Source organism: Chitinophaga sp. SVR4-12A (assembly GCF_056754765.1).
In genome coordinates this window covers 583,916-607,214 of record NZ_JBPGWP010000001.1, presented here as the reverse complement: position 1 = coordinate 607,214, position 23,299 = coordinate 583,916, and the positions used below count along the sequence as shown (strand labels likewise).

Below are 23,299 nucleotides of genomic sequence, written 5' to 3'. Positions count from 1 at the left end.
CACGAAGCTAAGTCTTTAGAAACACTAAGGAAGGACTAAAGGAACACTAAGCTAAGTCGCGGAAAAGACCAGGGAATAACTAAGGAAAGATGCGGAAAACACTAAAGGAACAATTGCCTGAAATAGCCCGGGGCTTGCAGGAGGCGGCTGCCGTACCAGGAAAACATTTCACCGTCTACCAGCAGTATTTGCGCTTCAGGAAGAACAGCCCGGATCTCATCGATATGGCGTTCCTTAAAGGGGTAGGGTTCTGAAGACAAGAGCACAAACTGATGGGCGGGCGGTGTAGTACTAAAGGCTTCGGGTAGCTGGGAGAGGGCAATTTCCGGGTAACGGCGCATACCGGAGAAGATATTTTGCAGCCCGGTTGCCTCCAGCATGGTATTAATGAAGGTATCGCCGCCGGCTACCATCCAGGGATCGCGCCAGATGAAGTAGGCGGCCTGCCGCGGGCGGGTGCTCAATGCCAGGCTTTCGTTAAGCAGGCTAAACTGCTGGCTGATCTGGGCGCTTATCTGCAGGGCCTGTTCGGGACGGCCGGTGATCTCGCCCAGCTCCTGGATCATGCTGAGGGCATCGGGCAGGGAGTGAATGTCGCTGGTCCAGACCGGGAAGTCTGCCATGAGGGCATTTACCTGTTTCCGTTCGTTCTCCTCTTTATTAGCGATGACCAGGTCCGGCTGCAGGGCTTTGATCTGGTCCAGGTGCAGGCTTTTGGTGCCGCCGATACGGGTTTTCTGCCTGAACCAATGCTCCGGGTGGATGCAGAATTTCGTAATGCCCACCACCTCGGCGTCGAGGCCCAGGTGGTACAGCAGTTCTGTCTGCGAAGGCACCAGGGACACGATCCGCCGCGGCGGATGGGGAATATGAACGGTATTCTGCAGCTGGTCTATGTAAGTGCGCACTTCCATCACATGCTTTAGCTTCCCAGCGCCTGGATAATGTCGTATTTGGTAACGATATGATAGCTGCCGCTTTCATCTTTGGTGAGCACAGCGCCGTTCTCCTTGTTGATGTAAGCAGCCAGCTTTTCAATGGGCGTTTCCATGCCTACCTGCGGGAAGGCGGGTTGCATCACCTGTTTAACCTGGGCGTCTTTCAGGTGGGCGTCATCTATCAGCTTGTTAAAGAGCCCGCCCTCTGATACGGCGCCAATGATCTCGTTATTAGCCAGCACGGGGATGTGCTCGATCTCGAATTTCTTCATTTTGGCAATGGCGTCGCTTACTTTTTCTTCTGCGCCGATGGTTACCAGCGGCAGGTTGCGGCGGGCGTTCACTACGTCTTTTACGGTCTTCACATCCAGGAAGCCACGCTCCATCATCCACTGATCATTATATACCTTTCCAACGTAACGGCTGCCATGGTCGTGGAAGACCACTACTACCAGGTCTGTTGGCTTCAGGTGCTGTTTCAGCTGCAGCAGGCCGGAAATGGCAGAGCCGGCGGAATATCCTACAAAGATCCCTTCTTCTTTGGCGATACGGCGGGCCATGATGGCGCCGTCTTTATCTGTCACTTTTTCGAAGCGGTCTATTAAGCGCATGTCATAGTTCTGCGGCACAAAATCTTCCCCGATGCCTTCGGTGATGTAAGGATATACTTCGCTCATATCCAGTTCGCCGGTTTCGTGGTATTTTTTCAGCAGCGAGCCGTAGCTGTCGATCGCCCATGCCTGGATGGCCGGGTTCTTTTCTTTCAGGAACTGTGCAGCGCCGGTGATGGTGCCGCCGGTGCCCGTGGCCACTACAAGATGGGTTACCTTGCCGTCTGTCTGTTCCCATATTTCAGGGCCGGTTTGCTCATAATGCGCTTCGCGGTTGGCGAGGTTATCATATTGGTTGATGTAAAAAGAGTTCGGGATCTCTTTGGACAGGCGCCGTGCTACGGAGTAGTAGGAACGGGGATCATCGGGCTCCACGTTGGTGGGACAAACGATCACTTCTGCGCCTACTGCTTTCAGGATGTCCACTTTCTCTTTGGACTGTTTATCCGTGGTAGTGAAGATACATTTATAGCCCTTGATCACGGCGGCCAGTGCAAGGCCCATACCGGTATTGCCGGAGGTGCCTTCAATGATGGTGCCGCCGGGTTTCAGCAATCCCTGTTGTTCGGCCACCTCTACCATTTTTACCGCCATGCGGTCTTTAATGGAGTTGCCGGGGTTAAAGAATTCCACCTTGGCAAAAACAGGGCAGGGCAAAGCTGCGGTTACTCGGTTCAGTTTTACTAACGGGGTGTTTCCTATCGTTTCCAGAATGTTGTTACAAAACTTCATATATCAGTGTTAACTCCGGCGAATTTAAGGGAAAAAATCGGAGCGGGCAGATAAGCAAATGCTGCAGTGGCCGTTTTTTTGCTAAATAAAAATTTGTATTTTAGCAATAAGTAACATTTAAAAAAACTAACCATGCGAGCTTTGAGAGTGCCTAAGCCCTCCCGTTCTACGTCGCCCCAAAAAGACATGATGGATATTTTCAAACGACTTCCGGAGGGCACTTTAGTTCAATTAATCGACAATCATTTGGTTATGTCACCTTCACTACTGGATGTGCACCAGGTGGCGATCGGCGAGATCTTCCTGTCGATGGCGACCTATGTAAAACGGCACCGGCTTGGGAAAGTCCGTATTGCGCCGTACGACGTTTACCTGGATGAGCACAATGTATTTCAGCCGGACATTGTATTCGTAAGCACTGAGCGGATGCACATTATCAAACAGGATGGCATCCATGGCGTGCCGGATTTGATCATTGAGGTGCTGTCGCCGGCCACCGGCAAGTATGATGAGCACGAAAAGAAGCGGGTGTACGAGCGTTGCGGCGTGAAGGAATACTGGATCGTGAACCCCAAAGATAAAGCCGTACGGGGTTATGAGCTGGCTGATAATGCCTATCGCGAGCTTGCTTTAGCCTACGGTGCTATCCCATCAGCCCTTCTGCACACGTCATTCCGGTTCTGAGCCTGCTCCTTCCTGCCATCAGCGATCTGTTCGCATCTTAAGCAAACTTTCTCTCTTAACAATTTATCATCCGCTATCTTTGCCGGGTTATGAGTAAAAGGATATTCATTACCGGTATAGGCACCGGCGTGGGAAAAACCCTCACAGCTGCCTGTGTGACGGAGGCATTGCAGGCGGATTACTGGAAGCCCGTGCAAACAGGGCTGGAGGATGGTACGGATACGGAAACCGTGAAAGCGCTGCTTTCCAATGCGGTGTCGGTATGCCATAAAGAAGTATATTGCCTGTACGAGCCCGCTTCGCCTCACCTGGCGGCCCGGCTGGAACAGGTGCGTATTGAAACCGCGCCTATCCTGCAGCAGGCGAAGATCATACAGCCGGCCGACAGGCCGCTGGTCATAGAAGGTGCGGGCGGTTTGATGGTGCCGCTGAATGAAGAGGTGTTCACGCTGGATCTGATCAGGGACCTGGAAGCAGCGGTGATCATCGTGGCGCAGAACTACCTGGGGAGCATTAATCATGCATTGCTGACGGCAAAGGTATTGCAGCAAAGTGAAGTGCCGGTGCTGGGGTGGATCTTCAGCGGGGAGTATCATACAAATGAGGATGAGGTGGTGAAGTGGAGTGGGTATAGGAAGCTGGGAAGGATTGAGAAGGGGGAGAAGATAGATAAAGACTTTGTGAAAGTACAAGCAAAAGGTTTGAGGTTTGAGGTTTGAGGTTTAAAGTTTGAGGTTTGAGGTTTGAGGTTTGAGGTTCGTTGAAGGTTAAAGGTTCATAACTGATAGACGGACCACTAATCAAAACATCTAACTTCTAACGAACTTCAAACCTCAAACCTCAAACTTCAAACAATACTATTTGTTGGTTGTATACTAAAACGCACATACGAAAACAATTCCTTGAGCGCCGCTTAAATCTTCATGAAAAAGAAGCAGCCGCGCTGAACGAAGGCTTGCTGCACCACTGCCGCCAGCTGTGCTTCGACCATGTGCATTGGGTGCATGTCTTTCTGCCCATTACCGAGAAGAAAGAAGTGAACACCTGGCCCATCATAGAATGGCTGCGGACAGCCTATCCTGCTTTACGGTGGGTGTTGGGCAGGGCCTTTTTAGCTACCGGCGAGATGGAGCATTATTTGTGGGACCAGCATACCATCCTGGTGAAAAGCAAATACGGCATCCCGGAGCCGGTGGGCGGCACGCTGATAGCGCCGGAAACACTGGACCTGGTATTTGTGCCGCTGCTGGCCTTTGACAAAACGGGGCAGCGCGTAGGGTATGGCAAAGGCATGTATGACCGTTTCCTGAAACAATGCCGTCCCGGCGTAAGAACCATCGGCCTGTCTTTATTTGAACCGGTTGACCTGATCACGGATACTGACCCACGGGATGTGCCGCTGCATACCGTTGTTACACCTGAAAACATCTATCACTTTTCGAACATACCATGAAAGCACTGCAATACCTGAAAATTTTACTATATCCTTTTTCCCTGTTGTACGGACTGGTGATGTGGATACGGAACCGGCTATACGATAGCGGTACGCTCACCGCCGTGAGCTTTGACATTCCCATGATCGCCGTAGGCAACCTGTCTGTTGGCGGCACCGGTAAAACGCCGCATGTGGAATACCTCATACGCCTGCTGAAAGAAAGATTTTCCGTAGCCACCCTGAGCCGTGGCTATAACCGCAAGACCAGGGGCTTTTTCCTGGCCAATGAAGAGAGCACCGCCGCTCAGCTGGGCGATGAACCGATGCAGTTTCACCAGAAGTTCCCCGATATCAGCGTTTGCGTGGGAGAGGAGCGTATGCTGGCGGTACCGGAATTGCTGCGGGAAAGGCAGGAAACCCAGGTGATATTGCTGGATGATGCCTTTCAGCACCGTTCCATCAAACCGGGCAAAAACATCCTCGTTACCGAATATAACCGGCCTTTTACCCGCGATCATGTAGTGCCCTTTGGCCGCCTGCGGGAGGGCCGTAAAGGTTATGAACGGGCTGATATCATTATCGTATCCAAATGCCCGGTTAATATGCCGGAATCCGAAAAACAGGCCCTGGAACGCGAAATAGCGCCGTTGCCGCACCAGGGATTGTTCTTCACCTGCCTGCAGTACGGTATGCTGTATGATATGCTGAGCGGTCAGCCCGTAAAGCCCGGACCGGATGCATCTATCCTGCTGGTATGCGGTATTGCAAGGCCGGCTCCCCTGGTACAGCATTTGAAGGAGCAGTACCCGGAAGTGTTCCTGCTGCCTTTTCCGGACCATTACTACTACAGTAACAGCGACCTGGAAAAGATAGAACGGGAACTGAAGGGCCTGCCGGGTAAGGAAAAACTGGTGGTTACCACAGAAAAAGATGCGGTTCGGCTGCATTTGCTGCAGGCCCGCCTGGAGCAGCTTGGCTTACAGATCGCCGTGATACCGGTGGAAATATCTTTTCTTTTCGGGGAAGGGAATTCGTTTAATAATTATATTTTTGACTATATAGAAGGGGCAGCTACGTAAGGCGTTCATTTAATGGGACATGAGATGACAAAAAAGAAAAGACCTAAGAAAGGCGGTGGAAGCCCGCAGCAAAGTTTCCGGGGCCTTGTGGAGGTAACCCGTTCGGGAATGGCCTTCGTGATCGTGGAGGGCCTCACCAAAGACATCATGGTGAAACAGAAAAACCTGAATACCGCGCTGGACGGGGATGAAGTCCTCGTGAACGTGGTCAAGCAGCAGGGCAAAACCATGGGCCGCATGGAAGGCGTGGTAACCGACATCCTTAAACGAAAAAAGACAGAATTTACGGGCACCCTGGAAGTGAACAAGGGATTCGCATTCCTGGTGCCTGAAAAAGGCGCCTTCGTGCCTGATATATACATCCCGGCCAATGCTGTTGGCGAGGCCAAGACGGGCGATAAAGCCGTGGTACGCATTGTGGCCTGGGGGAGAAGACCCGCAAGCCGGTGGGAGAGATCGTGGAGATCCTGGACGCCAGCGATACCAATGACCTGGCCATGAAGGAGATCCTGGTGGAAAGCGGTTTTCCGCTCAATTTCCCCGAAGAGGTAATGACCGAGCTGGCGGCGATCGAAAAGAAGATCACTTCCACGGAGGTACGAAAAAGAAAAGACTTCCGCAAACAGCTGACCTTTACCATCGACCCCGTTGATGCGAAAGATTTTGACGACGCCATCTCCATCAAAAAGCTAAGAGGCGGCTATTACGAAATAGGCGTCCATATCGCAGATGTGAGCCATTATGTGCTGCCCGATACTGCGCTGGATAAAGAGTCTGATAAACGGGCTACTTCAGTATACCTGCCGGACCGTGTGCTGCCGATGCTGCCGGAAAAGATCTCCAACGAGCTGTGCTCCCTGCGCCCGCATGAAGATAAGCTCACCTTCTCTGCCGTATTCAAGATGAATGAAAAAGGCGAGATCAAGGAGCACTGGCTGGGCCGTACCGTGATCCATTCCAAACATCGTTTCACGTATGAAGAGGTGCAGGACATCATCGAAAGCGGGGAAGGACCTTACCAGGAAGAAGTGCTGCTGCTGAACAAAATAGCCCAGCTGCTTCGCAAGGAGCGGTTTGATAAAGGGGCGATCAATTTCTCTTCACAGGAAGTGCGCTTTCAGCTGGATGAAATCGGGCGGCCGGTTGGCATCGTGATCAAAGAAAGCAAGGAAGCGCATCAGCTGATAGAAGAGTTTATGCTGCTGGCGAATCGTACGGTGGCAGAATACGTATCCAAAATAAAGTTCAATAAACAGCCGGTGCCTTTTCCTTACCGCGTGCACGATACGCCGGACGAGGAAAAGCTGAAGGTGTTCTCCATATTTGCCCATAAGTTCGGGCACAAGTTTGATTTGGATAACCCGGATACTATTGCGCGCTCTTTCAACAAAATGCTGCAGCTGGTAAAAGGCAGGCCGGAACAGCATGTACTGGAAACGATCGGGATCCGTACCATGGCCAAGGCCATCTATACCACGGATAACATCGGGCACTACGGTCTGGGCTTTGAGCATTACTGCCATTTCACCTCGCCTATACGCCGTTACCCGGATGTGCTGGTACACCGTGTGCTGGCCCAATGCCTGGCCAATGATATCAAGCCGGACAAGCACATGGAAAAGAAGTGCAAGCACAGCTCTGAGATGGAACGCAAGGCCATGGATGCAGAAAGAGCTGCCAACAAATACAAGCAGGTAGAATACATGCAGCAATACATCGGGGAGACCTTTGAGGGTGTAGTGAGCGGTGTTGCGCATTTCGGGTTCTGGGTAGAGACTGTGGCCACCAAATGCGAAGGCCTGGTGAGCATCCACAACCTGATGACCAAAGACGAATTCAAACATGATGAAAGCGAGTATGCGCTGATCGGCCTGCACACAGGCCGCAAGTTCCGTATAGGCGATAAAGTGATGATCCGCGTGCTGGCGGCCAACATGGCTAAACGGCAGCTGGATTACGATCTTGCCGAAGAACTGGCGCCGGCGGGTAGGCCCGGCAAGCCGGTGAAAGGGAAAAAAGAGAAAGCCGGTAAGGCGAAGCAGCCGGGTAAGGGCAGGGCGCAGAAGACGAAAAGTAAGTAGAGTTGTCAGTTGTTAGTTGTCAGTTGTCAGTTGTTAGTCGTTAGTCGTAAGTCATTAGTCGTAAGTGATTGAAGCGGATTAATGAGGGTAGTGACTGACAACTGACAACTAACAACTGACGACTGACAACTCACGACTAACGACTAACGACTGACGACTAACGACTTACGACTAATATATAACTTCAACATAAGACGACATTTCATATTACACCATGCATTCCTTTCAAGAACTCATTGCACAATTCGTAAAACAGTTTGATGAACAGCAATTTCCACAGCAGCCCGCATCCCTGTATGATGCCGCCACCCATATCCTGAGGATAGGAGGGAAGCGTATACGGCCGGTATTGGCGCTGATGGGCAATGAGCTGTTCGATGACATTCATGCAGATGCCTGGCATGCGGGCAATGCGGTAGAGCTGTTCCATAACTTCACGCTGATACATGATGATATTATGGACAAGGCGCCTTTGCGCAGGAACAATCCTACCGTGCACACCATTTACGGAGACCCGGCCGCCATCCTGGCGGGGGATGTTATGCTGGTATATGTATATGAGCATTTGAACAAGGTACAGGCCCGTTACAAGCATAAGCTCCTCAGCGTTTTTAACCGGGCGGCCATCCAGGTTTGCGAAGGACAGCAACTGGATATGGACCTGGAGGGGATGGAACTGGGCCAGGTAAAATATGACGACTACGTAAACATGATCGCGCTGAAAACCTCCGTACTGCTGGCGGCTTCCCTGCAAATGGGCGCCATTATCGGGGGCGGCAGCGAGGGGAACCAGGCGCACCTTTACAATTTTGGCAGGAACATCGGGATCGCTTTCCAGATACAGGACGATTACCTGGACGCTTTCGGCGACCCGGAGAAGTTCGGGAAAAAGCAGGGCGGCGATATCCTGGCCAATAAGAAGACCTTTTTGTTGCTGAAAGCCCTGGAGCTGTGCAACCCGGCGCAGCGAACCCGTTTGAAGGAGCTGCTGGGCACATCGCCGGATGATAAGGTAGACCAGATGCTGCAGCTGTTCCATGATTGTAAGGTGGATAGCTGGGCAGAAAAAGAGAAGGAGCGTTTCCAGCAGCAGGCTTTTAACAACCTGGAAGATATTGCGGTGATCTCTACCCGTAAGAAGCCGCTGAGGGAGCTGGCCGATTTTTTACTGAGCCGTCAGCAATGATAGGGAAATCCTTATATTCGCACATTCACCAAAATAAAACTTGCTTTGTCTAAGTCGTTATTCCGCAGGAAGTCGTTATCCACTATACTTAAAGACGCCCAAGAGGGGCTGGCTGATGGTCACGGAACTGGTGAACTCCGTAAGGTATTAAAGGTAAAAGACCTGACCGCCATGGGGATTGCGGCTGTGATAGGGGCCGGGATCTTCTCCACCATAGGGGAAGCCTCCTTTCACGGTGGTCCGGGTGTATCCATCCTCTTTATCATCACGGCTGTTACCTGCGGGTTTTCGGCCTTGTGCTATGCGGAATTTGCTTCCCGGGTACCGGTATCGGGCAGCGCCTACACTTATTCATATGTAACATTCGGCGAGCTGGCCGCCTGGGTCATAGGCTGGTCGCTCATCCTGGAATATGCCATTGGTAATATAGCCGTATCCATCTCCTGGAGCGGCTATTTTAATAATCTGCTGCGGGGCCTGGGCCTTGGCTTTCCTGCCTGGCTCACCAGCAACTATGACAATGCCACGGCGGAAACGCTGGCGGCGGCGCCCCGTATTGCGGGAGTGCCTGTCATCCTGAACCTGCCTGCCTTTTTGATCGTGGTGTTTATCACCTGGCTGGCCTATGTAGGGATCCAGGAAAGTAAACGCAGCGCCAATATGATGGTGGCGTTCAAGATCCTGGTGATCGTTTTCGTGATCGTGCTCGGCGCCTTCTATGTAAATACGGACAACTGGAACCCTTTCATGCCTAACGGCTTTTCGGGGGTGTTAAGGGGCGTATCGGCCGTATTCTTTGCTTATATCGGCTTTGATGCGGTGAGCACCACGGCGGAAGAATGTACGCATCCCCAGCGGGACCTGCCCAGGGGCATGTTCTATTCTCTGATCATCTGTACCGTCCTGTATGTGCTGATCGCGCTGGTATTAACGGGGATGGTGCCCTTTACCCAGCTGAAGGTGGCGGATCCCCTGGCCTATGTCTTTGATGCGGTGAACCTGAAATGGATCGGTTATATTATTTCCGTGAGCGCGGTGATCGCCACTACCAGCGTGCTGCTGGTATTCCAGATCGGGCAGCCCCGTATCTGGATGAGCATGAGCCGCGACGGGCTGCTGCCGAAGCGCTTCAGCAAGATCCACCCGCGCTTCAGAACGCCTTCCTTTGCCACGATCGTTACAGGCATTATCGTAGGTGTACCAGCACTGTTCCTGAACCTGACCATTGTAACGGACCTTACCAGTATCGGTACCCTGTTTGCCTTTATCCTGGTATGCGGCGGCGTGCTGATGCTGCCCAGGGAGGAAAGCAGCGGCGGCCGTTTCAAGCTGCCGTATATTAACGGGCAGTGGATTGTGCCCGGGCTGATCGTTCTTTTTATATTGATCTTCCGCGCTCCCCTGGCAGAGAAATGGTCTTTTGCCGGTGGATGGGAGGTGTGGAAACATAATATTCCCTTCGATTTGTTTACGGTCGTAGCGGTGGTGATCACCGTACTCTCTTTTACGCGTAAACTCTCACTCATCCCGGTTCTGGGACTGCTCAGCTGTTTTTACCTGATGACGGAAATGGGACTAAAGAACTGGATCGTGTTTGCTGTCTGGCTGCTTATCGGCTTAGTTATTTATTTTGGGTATAGCTACAGGAATAGTAAGCTTTCAAAAGAAAAAGTGCAGGCAACGCAAGCTGTGAAAGTTTGAGGTTTGAGGGTTAAGGTCTGAGGTTTGAGGTTTGAGGTTTGAAGTTTGAAGTTCGTTAGAAGTTAGAAGTTAAGGACGAGCCTTCTGCCTGACCGGCTTGTCTCCCGCAGGACAGCATACAGGTACTGAACCTGTAACCTTTAACGAACCTCAAACTTCAAACCTCAAACCTCAAACCCCAAACCCCAAACCTCAAACCTCAGACATTTTTCGTATATTAGGATAAGCTCTTTGATTGATCTTAAAACCTAATGTTATGAATCTGCTACAGCGAATTGAAAGCTGGGGCGACCGGCATCATCCTAAATGGATAGATTTTGTTCGGATAGGATTGGGCATGTTCCTGTTCTACCTGGGCGTGATCTTCGTTCAGAACAGGGATGCTTTGACCGCCCTGATCGATGAAAGCCCCGTTCTAACGGTAATGTCCTTCTGGCTGGCGCATTACATTGTATTTGCCCACCTGGCAGGCGGATTGTTGATCACACTGGGATTGCTAACGAGAGTGGCTGTAATTGCAAACATACCGGTTTTACTGGGCGCGGTGTTATTCGTGCATTCCCCCACGGGACTGTTCACGGTGTACACGCAGCTCAGCCTTTCTATCATTGTCCTGTTCCTGCTGATCTTCTTCCTCATAGAAGGCAGCGGCCCCGTTTCCATCGACGCATATATGCGCAGGCATCCTAATTAAGGTATGGCGGGAAGGACAATCTGATTTTAGATTTACGATTTTAGACTTTAGCTTTGGGATGTTTAACCGGTTAACAGCTGGATCGTAAATTTAAATTGTCAGGGGAGAGAATGCCATCATGAAATATGAAATAGGAGATAAGATAATACTGCTGCATTCCAAAGAGGAGGGCACTGTAGTTGACATTGTCAACCACGAAATGGTAATGGTGGAAGTAAGTAACATCACTTTCCCCGTGTATCTTGACCAGATAGACTTCCCTTATTTTTACCGCTTTACGGAAAAAAAGACCCCTGCTGCGGCTCCGCGTAAGATGATACCCGGAGACGAGATCCCCGTTGAGAAAAAGAAACATGAGACTTTCCGCACAGACAAGGGCGTGTTCCTGTCTATGCTGCCTGTTTACCAGCAGGATGGTATGGAAGAGCAGATCCAGCTGCTGAAGTTCCACCTGCTGAATGAAACGCAGCGCACCTATCGCTTTCATTTCCAGATCTGGCTGAAGAACCAGCTGGATTTAGAGATCAAGAACGAGCTGCTGCCCTTTAACAATTTTTACCTGGCAGACCTGCTGTTTGAATCACTGAATGACAGTCCGCGTTTTGAGTTCAGCTTCTCCCTGAAAGATCCGGACCCCAAGCTGGCCCCTTCTTTTAAGAAAAGCTGGAAGATCAAGCCTAAACAGGTGTTCCACCAGCTGCATGACCTCCGGGTTCGGCGGGATGCGATGCTGAGCTTTCCGCTGTTTGAGAAATACCCGGATAAACAGGCGGCTACGGCAGCCGGTTTTGACATGGCAGACATTGCTAAGATGTCGCCCGGTACGATCCAGGTGTCGGCAGATACGCCGCTGGAGCCTAAATATGAGCTGGACCTGCACATTGAAAAGCTGGACGACAACTGGAAGGGTTTAACCAATATTGCCATCCTGGCTATACAACTCAATGAGTTTCAGCGTTACCTGGATCTGGCCATTTCCCACCGGCAACCCAGCATGATCGTGATCCATGGCCTTGGCAAAGGGAAGCTGCGGGACGAGCTGCATCATATACTGCGGCAAACCCCTGAGGTAGATAACTTCGTGAATGAATATCATCCCCGGTACGGGTATGGGGCTACGGAGATATTTTTCAAATATGTGTAACTTTGTAAAGTAATAACGTAAACTACAAACCGAGCTATCGTCTTTTCAGTAATGAAGGGAAGGAAAGTCCGGACAGCATAGGGCAACACACCACCTAACGGGTGGGATCGCGGTGCAAGGCTGCGAGACAGATAGTGCCACAGAAAATAACCGTCCCGACCACGGTTGGGGTAAGGGTGAAAATGTGGGGTAAGAGCCCACGTCGCGGTGTGGTAACATGCCGGGAGGGTAAACCTTGTGTGCTGAAATGCCATGTATACGGTCGTTTGAGGGCTGCCCGTCCGATGACCGAGGGTAGGCAGATACAGTTGGCGCGTGAGCGTCATCGCAGATAAATGATAGCAGCCGCTGCTGCAAGGCAGCGGATACAGAATCCGGCTTACAGGTTTGTAGTTTTATGTTATTCCTATGCCCCGCAACCACACTAAACGCTTATACTTTATGGAACAAAAAGAAGAAAAAACCTGGGGGGCCCTGGTACACCTGGGCGGACTGATAGGTATGGCCGTACTCTCGTATGTAGGCAATATCATCGGGGCGCTGGTAATGTGGCTGATCAAACGTAATGAATCGTCTTTTATCGACAACCAGGGAAAAGAAGCCCTTAATTTCCAGATTACCCTTAGTCTTATCAACGTGGCCATTGGCCTGCTGGTCAGTATCCGTCATGGGGTTTGGGCATTCCGGAGGCTCTGGCGGGATGATTGGGATTTTGACCTTTTCAGTATGTCATTTGTGAGCCTTTATGGTATCATATGGGTGCTCAATATCGTTTTTTCGATCATAGGGGCGGTGAGGGCCAGTAAGGGAGTGCCGTACAGGTATCCGATCAGTTGGAGAATCGTTAAGTAAAATTCCAAATTCCAAAGTTCACAGTTTAATTCAAATAAAAATCCCAAATTCCAAGAGTGGTTGCGGACATCTCCGCGCTTTGGAATTTGGGATTTTCTATTTGGAACCCGGAAGCCTTAACCTTTCTTCACGGGCTGCATTTTCGACTTAGGCTTCTTTTTGTCTCCGTAGGCGCTGATGCTGTCGGCCATCTTCAATGCTTTGTAGGCATTTACAATACCGCCTGTAACAGACAGTTCAGAGAAAGGCACTTTATCGTCTGTGCCGGGTTTGTTCACCATGCTGTCCTGCATCGGAACTGCTGTTTTTTCCAGTACCATTTTCAGCTGCTGTGCAGTGAGGTCAGGGTAGTAGGAGAGCACCAATGCTGCTACACCGGTTACTACGGGAGCGGCCATACTGGTACCGCTGGCGCTGCCGTATTTGTTACCGCCAGGCACGGTAGAATAGATCTGTACGCCGGGGGCGAAGAGGTCTACTTCCGTTCTGCCGTAGTTGGAGAAATTAGCCACTTTGGAAGACTGACGGCCGGAACCGCTGGCGCCTACTGTGATAAAGTTGGTAGCGCGCGTATGGTCGTTCATGTGAGGAGTAGGGAAATTATCCACTACATCATTATCGCTGGCGTCGTTACCGGCGGCGTGTACAAGCAATACGCCTTTTGACTGGGCATATTGGATGGCGTCGTCTACCCATACTTTGTTCGGGCTGAAGCCTTTACCAAAGCTCATATTGATGATACGGGCGCCGTTGTCTACCGCGTAGCGGATGCCCAGGGCAACGTCTTTATCGCGTTCGTCGCCATCCGGTACTACTTTTACGGCCATGATACGAACGTTGTCGGCTATACCGTCGATGCCGATGTCGTTATTACGGGCAGCGGCAATGATACCGGAAACGTGGGTGCCATGGAAGGAGAACTGGCCCATTACGTCGTTGTTGCCGTAGTATTTATCATTGATATCGTCCACCTTGTCGCCCACGATCTCGGCGCGTTTATCTACCAGGCCTTCATCTACTCTTTCGGCTTTCTTTTTCAGGTCGGCCAGGTATTCCTCGAATTCGGATTTGAAGTCGAGGTAGGCGATGTTCTCTTCGCCGGTGCTCTGCAGCAGGCGGATCATGAAATTCTTGGCCAGCATCACGTCCTGGTCGGTTGTTTCGATGCTGTCCAGCTTATTGATGGTGAAGTCATCCTGTTTCAGGAAATTGGTCAGGATGTACGCACATTTCTTCAGGTTATCCTGCAGCTTTGACATGGTCTTATAAGACACCTTGTACTGGCTGGAGGGTTTTACAACTTTTTCCACCAGTCTTTTCCAGTAGGCATATTCTTTCGAATCTGGGTCCATGGTGGAGTCAGGATTGCCGTAGATCTTTTTGTAACGGAAATACTCGCGGGTGGCTTCGTCAGAATCCTCTTTGATGCTGCGGCCGTCTTTACCGCCGAGGAAGTTCCAGCCATGGATATCGTCCACATAGCCGTTCCCGTCATCGTCTATGCCGTTGCCGGGTATTTCTTTAGGATTTGTCCAGAGTACTGAACGGAGATCTTCGTGGGTGGTATCGATGCCGGAGTCTATCACGGCTACCACTACGGGCGTGCTTTTCTTGCCTTTAAGAAGCTCTTTGTAAGCCTTGTCTGCACCGATTCCATACACGCTGTCCTTCTCATAGCTTAATAAGTGCCAGTTCCTCGGTACGGATGTTCCCTGTGCGAATGAGCCGAGGGAGGCCGTCAATAACATAGCACTACCTGACAGGACAGCAACTGCTCTGCGTAAGTTCATTTGTAAGTGGTTCTTTTTTAGTCAGATGGACCTTGCATTTTTTACTAAACGCCCGGTACCAGGTCTAAAATATTAAAAATAAATATTGGTAATAACATTGCCATGTAGAGCAAGTTAGGTACCAGAATTGGTTAAAGATATGTAAAATGATATTATGACAAGACAAGAATCTGACGAGCGTTCAAAAAACATGATTGGTGAAAAATTCTAAATTCCAAATACGAAATTACAAGGAGCGGAGATTGCAACAGGACAGTTGGATTGCAGCAATTTTTGGGTGGGCGGAGGCAGGTGGTTTAAATAGGGCTGTGAAGCAGAGGGGATGAAGCAATTGATAATCAGTGTGTACCAGTAGAGTGTAATGAATGGGGTAGGTTTAAGATTAAATGTGAAGTATGGTTTTGCAAAAAAAGGGTTCAGAAAAGCACATTATAGCACAAAAGTAGAATATGAATTCTCGAAAAAAAGTATAATATTTATCACTGGAAGAATATTTGGAGGCCATCTTCGGCCTATCAGATGTTTTTCTCATAAGCATGGTTTCCGTTTAACGAAAAAGCGAGGTTCTCTAACCTCGCTTATTTTTTTATTGGTGGTTATTGGAACCGATTGCGATTAGATAAAACGTAATGGATACGCTGATTATTGTTGAGACGGAGGGAAGAAGGGGACGATTTTTAGATGAATACGAATATGGACGAAATGAATATGAGCCGAGGTTTCAGTGCAATTGCAGGGTGGTTGCAGTAGGAAGGGGTGAAGGGAGCAGGCAGGAGTGTGGAGGAAGTCTACAGGTTTGGCGGGGGAGTATCGGAGGATAGTTGGCGTGAACCGTTGTTGAAAGGAGCTACAAGCCAGGAACTTGATAGTGCCGTTATTGCGGAGATGCGAGGGTTAGTGGGAGGAGCCACACGGCGGGAAACTTGATAGTGCCGTCATTGCGAGGAGATGCGAGGGTTGGGAAGGAGCCACAAGGTAGGAAACTTGATAGTGCCGTCATTGCGAGGAGATGCGAGGGTTAGTGGGAAGGGCGACGAAGCAATCTTTTGACGCAATTTAAGTGAAGATGATGGTGGTTGTGAGAAAAGATTGCTTCGTCGCGCCCCGCGCACAAAGGCTTTGCTGCGTCTCGCAATGACGGGTCATTCAGGCGTTCTTTCCTTTGGAGAGCATTCCGCAATGACGAGTCATTCAGGCGTTCTTTCCTTTGGAGAGCATTCCGCAATGACGGGTCATTCAGGCGTTCTTTCCTTTGGAGAGCATTCCGCAATGACGGGTCATTCAGGCGTTCTTTCTTTGGGAGAGCATTCCGCAATGACGGGTCATTCAGGCGTTCTTTCCTTGGGAGAGCATTCCGCAATGACGGGTCATTCAGGCGTTCTTTCTTTTGGAGAGCATTCCGCAATGACGGGTCATTCAGGCGTTCTTTCCTTGGGAGAGCATTCCGCAATGACGGGTCATTCAGGCATTCTTTCCTTGGGAGACGCATTCCCCGGAAGAGCACCTACACCGTAAACTTAATCCCTTGCGCCAGGGGTAGCGTATTAGAATAATTCATTGTATTCGTCTGCCGCCTCATATAATTCTTCCAGGCGTCGGAGCCGCTTTCGCGGCCGCCACCGGTTTCTTTTTCCCGCCAAATGCGCCGCCTATCTCGGCGCCGGAGGTGCCGATGTTGACGTTGGCGATGCCACAATCAGAGCCGGCGCTGCTGAGGAACTGCTCGGCCTCGCGCAGGTTGAGTGTCATAATGGCGGAGGAAAGGCCCTGTGGTACACCGTTCTGCATGTCTATAGCCTCCTGGATGGTTTTGTATTTCATCACGTACAGGATGGGCGCAAAGGTCTCATGCTGTACGATGTCGTAAAAGTTCTCTACTTCGGCAATGCAGGGACGTACATAGCAGCCGGATTCGAAGCCTTTTCCTTCCAGGATGCCGCCTTCTACCAGGAAGCGGCCGCCTTGTTGCTTCACCTGTTCCAGGGCCTGCTGGTAGGACTTTACCGCGTCTTTATCGATGAGCGGGCCTACGTGGTTGCCTTCGTCCAGTGGATTGCCTATACGGAGCTGCTTGTAAGCATTAGCCAGCTTCTCTGTGAATGCATCATATACGCTCTCTTCGATGATGAGGCGGCGGGTAGAGGTACAGCGTTGTCCGGCGGTGCCTACGGCGCCGAATACGCAGCCGATCAATGCCATATCCAGGTCGGCAGAAGCGGAGATGATGATTGCGTTATTGCCTCCCAGCTCCAGCAAAGCCCTGCCCAGCCGGGCTCCTACAGCGGCTCCTACGGCCTTGCCCATACGGGTGGATCCGGTGGCGGATACCAGCGGAATGCGCGTATCGTTGGCGATCCATTCGCCGACTTCACGGCCGCCTGCTACCAGGCAGCATACTCCTTCGGGCACTTTATTCGCCGCAAACACCTGCTGCACAATACGCTGGCACACCAGGGCGGTAACGGGTGTTTTCTCAGAGGGCTTCCAGATGCATACATCGCCACAAACCCAGGCCAGCATAGAGTTCCAGCTCCAAACAGCTACGGGGAAGTTAAAAGCGGAGATAATACCGGTAATGCCCAGGGGGTGCCACTGTTCGTACATACGGTGGCCGGGCCTTTCAGAGTGCATGGTGAGGCCGTACAGCTGGCGGGAGAGGCCTACGGCGAAATCGCAGATGTCGATCATCTCCTGTACTTCTCCATAGCCTTCCTGCAGGCTTTTACCCATTTCCCAGGACACCAGCTTGCCCAGGGCTGTTTTGTGGGTACGCAGGGCATCGCCGATCTGCCTTACCACTTCGCCGCGTTTGGGAGCAGGCCAGAGGCGCCATTCTTTGAACGCTTCATGGGCGGCGGCTACTACGGTATCGTATTCTTCCCTGGAAGCGCCCTGTACTTCGGCGATCAGCTCGCCGTCTACAGGTGAGTAGGAAGCCAATAATGCTCCTTTCCCGGGGAGCCAGTTTGCACCGGTGCTTACACCGCTGTTCCTGGACTGTATGGTGAATTGCTTTAAAGTATCTGCTATCATGATTGCAAGTTATTAATAAGTTGGCAGTTGATAGTTGTCAGTTGTCAGTCGTAAGTCGTCAGTCGTTAGTCGTTAGTCATTAGTCATAAGTCGTCGGTATCAGTCAACTGTCCACTAACAACTGACAACTGTTAACTGACAACTGTTAACTGACCACTGACCACTGACGACTGACCACTGACGACTAACGACTGTTAACTATTTCCCTGTCTGTGAACTGTAGGTGCTTTCAAAGATCTTATCTGCATTGCCGGCTTCGAAGCCATCGCGGCGGTGTTCCCGTTTGACCTGGTCGGCAGGCAGCTGAGCGAATTGCGGTAAGACCTTTCGTTCCGCAAATTCTACGTAAGAGCCGGCGATGCGGTAGGTTTCGTTGTTGGCGAAACTGGCTGTGATCATGTTGGCGACGGTGGCGCTTTGGAGGAGGCCTCCGTCGGGACTTACCTTTATTTTTCCGCCGGCGTTGTTGAGCACAAAGCCATTGCGTTCCAGGAAAGCGTTGAAATCTGCTACGGTGTTATATCCCGGGGGAAGATTATGCACGCTGATGGTAAAGTGGTTGAGGTAATAACGGTTGTAGATCACCCAGGCGGCGTATTCGCTTTCTTCGGCGAGCGCTTTGTAATCTTCCAGGGTGGGAAGGCGCCACAAGCCGCTGTGCAGGAACGCGTCTACGGCTGCTGCGTCGTCGAGGTTGAGGGCATCTACCGGGTCTGTTTTCACTTCGCTGGTGTAGCTGGTGATCAGCTCCTGGGCGCGGGGGCTGAGGTCCTGCACCCGCAGCTCGCTGATGAAGATACGGGGAAACTGCGGGGAGGGCGGGGCATACCAAAATGCATCCAGCTTTTTCTCTTTAAAGAAATAGGCATCCCTTTTCGTGTAGCCGTAATGTAAAAAGATCTTTTCCAGCGACTGGATCCCTAAAGGGGGAACGCCCATTGTACGGAACGCGATATGGTCATTTTCAACATCCTCCGGACGTTGAATGATCCCTTCCCTGATCATGGTCTCAATAATGGCCTTTACATCTGGTACACGCTCCATGTAGCGTTGCATCAGGCCGTTAAGGATGTTTTCAAGCATAAAAACAAGATGGTTTTGGTGTTTAAGGTTTGAGGTTTGAGGCTTTGAAGTTTGAGGTTAGTTGAAGGTTACAAGTTCATAAATGGTAGCCGGACTGCCAATCTAAACCTCTAACTTTTAACGAACCTCAAACTTCAAACTTCAAACCTCAAACTATTTAATATTGCTCGTTCTCGTTCGGGAAATCCTTTGCTTTCACATCATGGATATATTGCTGTGAAGCATTGTAGATCTCTTCGTAGAGGTTGAGGTAGCGGCGCAGGAAGCGGGGCTTGAACTCTTTGTTAATACCCAGCATGTCGTGCATCACGAGCACCTGTCCGTCTACATACCTGCCGGCGCCGATGCCGATGCAGGGGATCTGTACTGTTTCAGCCACTTTTTTGGCCAGCTGGGCGGGGATCTTTTCGAGGACGATGGCGAAGCAGCCGGCTTCCTGTAAAAGTACGGCATCCTGCAGGAGCTTGTTGGCCTCCGCATCTTCGGTAGCGCGTACGGCATAGGTGCCGAACTTGTAGATGGACTGGGGTGTAAGGCCCAGGTGGCCCATTACCGGTACGCCGGAAGAGATGATCCGTTTTACGGATTCAATGATCTCTTCGCCGCCCTCGATCTTGATACCATGTGCGCCGGTCTCTTTCATGATACGGATGGCAGAGCTGAGCGCTTCCTTGGAGTTGCCCTGGTAGGAGCCGAAGGGCAGGTCTACCACCACGAAGCAACGCTTAATGGCCCTTACCACAGAGGAGGCATGATAGATCATCTGGTCCAGTGTGATGGGGAGCGTTGTTTCATGCCCCGCCATTACGTTGGAGGCGGAGTCGCCCACCAGTATCACATCCATGCCTGCATCATCAAAAATGCGGGCCATGGAGTAATCATAGGCGGTGATCATGGATATCTTTTCCCCATCGACTTTCATTTTCTGTAGTACATGGGTGGTAACACGCTTAACTTCCTTGTGTACAGACATTTGCTAATTAATAAAATGAATAATAACGGATTATCCGCCAGCCGGCGGATCACAAATTTGGGGAATATATTCCTAAAGCGTCAAATTATTTTAGACGGGTTGGTTGCTGATCTCCGCGTAGAGGGCTTGTATAAGGCCATCGGCCAGGCCGATCTTGGGCACATAGATCTCGTTGGCATCTGCCCAGCGCATTACGTTCACATAGATCTGGAGGGCAGGTACGATCACGTCTGCACGATCTTCCCGGAGGTTGTACAGGTGGATCCTTTCTTCTACGGTAAAGCTGGCGAATTCCTTATAGTAGTCTTTCAGTGTTTCAAGGGAGAGCGGTTTGCCTTCCTTGCGTTTGGAGAGGGAGAAGATCTTGTTGATATTACCGCCGGAACCAATGGCGGTTACAGGTCCGTAGCCCCTGAGCATCTGTTTGAGGGTATCCTTCATCAGCTGCCAGTGCGTATCTGTTACCTGTTGCTGTAGCAGGCGTATGGTGCCGATATTAAAAGAGGTTTTGAAGATGAGCCGGTTGCGGCTGAAGAAGGTCAGCTCGGTGCTGCCGCCGCCCACATCTATGTAGAGATAAGAGCTGGTGGCGGCCATGTGCTCGGCCACGTGGTTCTCAAATATGAAAGAAGCTTCTTCTTCGCCGGTGATCACGCGGATGTCGATGCCGGTTGTTTGCTTTACGGTCTTCAGGATCCCGGCAGCGTTGCTGGCGTCGCGCATGGCGGAGGTGGCGCAGGCTTTCAGGTATTTTACATGATATACGTCCAGCAGCAATTGAAACGCCTTGATCGTGTTCAGCAGATCTTCGGCCTTGTTATCAGAGATGACCCCGGTGGTGAATACGTCAAAGCCTAAACGCAGCGGCACACGGATCAGGTTCACCTTGGTAAAATCCATTTCCCCATTGGTTTTGGGGGATGCCTCTGATATGAGCAGCCTGGCAGCGTTGGAACCGATATCAATTGCAGCTAATTTCATAATTCAAAGTTCAAAATACAAATCCCAAATTCCAAATCTAAAGTAAACCAGGGAAAATCTCCGCGTTTTGGAATTTGGAATTTGGGATTTGGCATTTACACCTTTACATCGGGTATTGCTTCTCATGCAGGTAGCGGTAGATCTCTACCTGCGAGCGGATCTTTTTACCCGAATGATCGCGTTTGTATTCGTTCTTCTGCTCATTATCGAGGATGCGGGCCTTGACATTACCGCTGAGCTGGATCTGCATAATATCTTTCAGTTCCTGTGCAATGGCGGGGTCAAGGATGGGTACGGCGGCTTCTACGCGGTGATCAAGGTTACGCAGCATCCAGTCGCAGGAGGCGATGAACATGCGTTCCTGTCCGCCGTTATGGAAGATAAACACGCGGGCATGCTCCAGGTATTCGTCTACGATGCTGACAGCATGAATGGGCTTCTCCCATTTCTTGTTCTCAGTATAGGCGCAACAGATACCCCTGATCACCATCTGGATGTCTACGCCTTCTTTGGCGGCTTCATACAGTTTAGCGATCAGTATCGGATCGGAGAGGGAGTTCATTTTCAGGATCATACCGGCCTTCTTCTTATGCTTTGCGTTCTTGATCTCCTTGTCTATCATCCTGATGAAGAAGTTGCGCATGTTATAGGGGCTTACCGGCAGGGTAGTACAGGCTTCCAATGTGGTTTTGACATCATGCCGCGGGCTTTCGAGGTAAGCGAAGATGCGGTTGACATCAGCCATGATGGAGCGGTTGGCGGTAAGCAGGCAATGATCACCGTATACGCGGGCGGTTTTCTCGTTGAGATTACCGGTGCTGACAAAGCCGCATTGTACTACTTTGGTGCCTATCTTCTTTTTGATCACGCAGAGTTTGGCGTGCACCTTCATACCGGGGATGCCGATCAGTACTTTTACGCCTTCATCTTCCAGGCGGGTTTTCCATTCCAGGTTATCGGCCTCATTGAAGCGGGCACGCAGCTCCAGGGCTACGGTCACCTGTTTGCCGTTGCGTACCGCGTTCACCAGTGCATTCATGATCTTGGAATTACGGGCCAGGCGGTAGGCGGTGATCTTAATGGAGATCACGTTCGGATCGATGGCTGCTTCGCGCAGCAGGTCGATCACTGTATCAAAAGAATGGTAAGGCAGGTGGAGCATGACATCCTGCTGCTGGATCACGTGCATTACGCTGGGCGCGTTCTGGAACAGCGGATGTATAAACGTTTTACGGTGTTGCTGCTGCTTGTTGGAGAACACCGAATCCGGGAAATCCATAAAGTCCTTGAAGTTATGGATCCTGGCGCCGGGAACGAGGTTATCTTTCCCGGAAAGGCCCATGCGGCGCATCAGGTATTCCAGCAGCAGCGGATCAATATCCTTGTCGTATACAAAGCGTACCGGCTTGCCTTTGCGGCGTTCTTTCAGTCCTTTTTCCAGCTGGTGGATCAGGCTGGTGGAGATATCGTTATCGATATCCAGCTCTGCATCGCGGGTCACTTTGATGATATGGGCGTTGAACTTATCGTAGCCAAAGTAGGAGAAGATATGGGGCAGGCAAAAGCGCACCACATCTTCCAGGAGTATAATATCGCGTTCACCTTCTTTGGAAGGCAGGATGATAAAGCGGGGCAGGATGGCGGTAGGGATCTCTATGAGCGCAAACTTTGTTCTCACGGAGTTATCCTGGCGGGCCAGCCCTACGGCCAGGTAGATGGATTTATCGCGCAGGTAGGGCAGGTGCTGGATACTTTCTATCATCAGGGGGATGATATTGGTGCGCACCTCCTCATCAAAATAGTTCAGTACAAATTTCTGCTGCTCTTTGCTGAGCTGTTTTTCTGTGCGGATGAAGATCTTTTCTGCACGCAGCTCTTCCTCAATATCTTTCCATATACGGTCAAATTCACGTTGCTGTTGTATACCGATCTGCTGAATATCGTCGAGGATCTGATCGGGGTTTTCTTCGAGGTGCACTTTGGCGGAACGGCCGAAGGACATCATGCGTTTCAGGGTAGCCACCCTTACACGGTAGAACTCATCGAGGTTATTGGAGAAGATGCCGAGGAAACGGATCCTTTCCCGCAGGGGTACGCTGGGGTCTGCAGCTTCCTGTAATACCCTTGCATTGAAGGAGAGCCAGCTCACATCCCTGGCAATCATCTTCTTCTTTTGCGGCACTTCACTCTTTTTTTTACTCCCCTTTTTATCCGGTATTAATTCTGTTGCGGTTACCATATCAGCTGGTTCACTTTTCGTCAAACGCATAAATTGAAATTTGCAATCTGGAGGTTGTTCACA

19 protein-coding genes and 1 other RNA gene are annotated in these 23,299 nt (G+C 50.8%); 12 read left to right on the top strand and 8 right to left on the bottom strand.

Going from position 1 to position 23,299, the window contains the following annotated elements; all coding sequences use genetic code 11:
* Positions 1–101 precede the first annotated feature (101 nt).
* Positions 102–914, bottom strand: a complete 813-nt coding sequence (locus ACR9Y8_RS02440; protein WP_481211635.1) for an ABC transporter substrate-binding protein — start codon at positions 912–914, stop codon at positions 102–104.
* Positions 915–922: 8 nt separating this feature from the next.
* Complete coding sequence (locus tag ACR9Y8_RS02435; protein WP_481211634.1) at positions 923–2,281, bottom strand: pyridoxal-phosphate dependent enzyme; 1,359 nt, start codon at positions 2,279–2,281, stop codon at positions 923–925.
* 132 nt (positions 2,282–2,413) lie between these two features.
* Between ACR9Y8_RS02435 and ACR9Y8_RS02430 the strand changes: the two genes are divergently transcribed.
* From ACR9Y8_RS02430 to ACR9Y8_RS02375, 12 genes are all read left to right on the top strand, one after another.
* Positions 2,414–2,965, top strand: a complete 552-nt coding sequence (locus ACR9Y8_RS02430) for a Uma2 family endonuclease (RefSeq protein ID WP_481211633.1) — start codon at positions 2,414–2,416, stop codon at positions 2,963–2,965.
* Between the two features lie 89 nt (positions 2,966–3,054).
* Positions 3,055–3,684: a dethiobiotin synthase gene (gene bioD / locus ACR9Y8_RS02425; RefSeq protein WP_481211632.1), complete on the top strand. Its 630-nt coding sequence runs from the start codon at positions 3,055–3,057 to the stop codon at positions 3,682–3,684.
* Between the two features lie 149 nt (positions 3,685–3,833).
* Positions 3,834–4,418, top strand: a complete 585-nt coding sequence (locus ACR9Y8_RS02420) for a 5-formyltetrahydrofolate cyclo-ligase (RefSeq protein WP_481211631.1) — start codon at positions 3,834–3,836, stop codon at positions 4,416–4,418.
* Positions 4,415–5,479, top strand: a complete 1,065-nt coding sequence (lpxK, locus tag ACR9Y8_RS02415) for a tetraacyldisaccharide 4'-kinase (protein WP_481211630.1) — start codon at positions 4,415–4,417, stop codon at positions 5,477–5,479. Before ACR9Y8_RS02420 ends, lpxK begins: the two co-directional genes overlap by 4 nt.
* Before the next feature lie 24 nt (positions 5,480–5,503).
* Positions 5,504–5,980 (top strand): hypothetical protein, encoded by a 477-nt coding sequence (locus tag ACR9Y8_RS02410; RefSeq protein ID WP_481211629.1) that lies wholly within the window; start codon positions 5,504–5,506, stop codon positions 5,978–5,980.
* A complete protein-coding gene (gene rnr / locus ACR9Y8_RS02405) occupies positions 5,926–7,560 on the top strand; it encodes a ribonuclease R (RefSeq protein ID WP_481211628.1) in 1,635 nt (544 codons plus the stop codon). The genes ACR9Y8_RS02410 and rnr overlap by 55 nt, the downstream gene beginning before the upstream one ends.
* A 214-nt stretch (positions 7,561–7,774) precedes the next feature.
* Positions 7,775–8,746 carry a polyprenyl synthetase family protein gene (locus ACR9Y8_RS02400; protein ID WP_481211627.1) on the top strand — a complete coding sequence of 324 codons (972 nt, stop codon included), beginning with the start codon at positions 7,775–7,777 and terminating at the stop codon, positions 8,744–8,746.
* A gap of 45 nt (positions 8,747–8,791) precedes the next feature.
* On the top strand, positions 8,792–10,447 hold the full coding sequence (locus ACR9Y8_RS02395; protein WP_481211626.1) for an amino acid permease: 1,656 nt from the start codon (positions 8,792–8,794) through the stop codon (positions 10,445–10,447).
* Positions 10,448–10,703: 256 nt separating this feature from the next.
* The gene (locus ACR9Y8_RS02390) at positions 10,704–11,141 is read left to right on the top strand and encodes a DoxX family membrane protein (RefSeq protein ID WP_481211625.1); all 438 of its coding nucleotides are present in this window, start codon (positions 10,704–10,706) and stop codon (positions 11,139–11,141) included.
* Between the two features lie 118 nt (positions 11,142–11,259).
* Positions 11,260–12,285, top strand: coding sequence for a Smr/MutS family protein (locus ACR9Y8_RS02385; RefSeq protein ID WP_481211624.1), 1,026 nt, complete (start codon positions 11,260–11,262; stop codon positions 12,283–12,285).
* Positions 12,286–12,306: 21 nt separating this feature from the next.
* An RNA gene (gene rnpB, locus ACR9Y8_RS02380) (RNase P RNA component class A) lies at positions 12,307–12,683 on the top strand.
* A gap of 43 nt (positions 12,684–12,726) precedes the next feature.
* The gene (locus ACR9Y8_RS02375; protein ID WP_481211623.1) at positions 12,727–13,137 is read left to right on the top strand and encodes a DUF4870 domain-containing protein; all 411 of its coding nucleotides are present in this window, start codon (positions 12,727–12,729) and stop codon (positions 13,135–13,137) included.
* Between the two features lie 116 nt (positions 13,138–13,253).
* Here ACR9Y8_RS02375 and ACR9Y8_RS02370 read toward each other — a convergent pair whose 3' ends face one another.
* From ACR9Y8_RS02370 to ppk1, 6 genes are all read right to left on the bottom strand, one after another.
* Entirely contained in the window at positions 13,254–14,927 is a 1,674-nt protein-coding gene (locus ACR9Y8_RS02370; RefSeq protein ID WP_481211622.1) for a S8 family peptidase, read from the bottom strand.
* Positions 14,928–16,502: 1,575 nt separating this feature from the next.
* Positions 16,503–17,960 (bottom strand): L-piperidine-6-carboxylate dehydrogenase, encoded by a 1,458-nt coding sequence (gene amaB, locus ACR9Y8_RS02365; protein WP_481211621.1) that lies wholly within the window; start codon positions 17,958–17,960, stop codon positions 16,503–16,505.
* Between the two features lie 198 nt (positions 17,961–18,158).
* A complete protein-coding gene (locus ACR9Y8_RS02360; RefSeq protein ID WP_481211620.1) occupies positions 18,159–19,043 on the bottom strand; it encodes a 2-oxoadipate dioxygenase/decarboxylase family protein in 885 nt (294 codons plus the stop codon).
* Between the two features lie 157 nt (positions 19,044–19,200).
* Positions 19,201–20,016 (bottom strand): 3-methyl-2-oxobutanoate hydroxymethyltransferase, encoded by an 816-nt coding sequence (gene panB / locus ACR9Y8_RS02355; protein WP_481211619.1) that lies wholly within the window; start codon positions 20,014–20,016, stop codon positions 19,201–19,203.
* 90 nt (positions 20,017–20,106) lie between these two features.
* Positions 20,107–20,997, bottom strand: coding sequence for a Ppx/GppA phosphatase family protein (locus ACR9Y8_RS02350; protein WP_481211618.1), 891 nt, complete (start codon positions 20,995–20,997; stop codon positions 20,107–20,109).
* Between the two features lie 103 nt (positions 20,998–21,100).
* Positions 21,101–23,266, bottom strand: coding sequence for a polyphosphate kinase 1 (gene ppk1, locus ACR9Y8_RS02345; protein WP_481211617.1), 2,166 nt, complete (start codon positions 23,264–23,266; stop codon positions 21,101–21,103).
* Positions 23,267–23,299 lie beyond the last annotated feature (33 nt).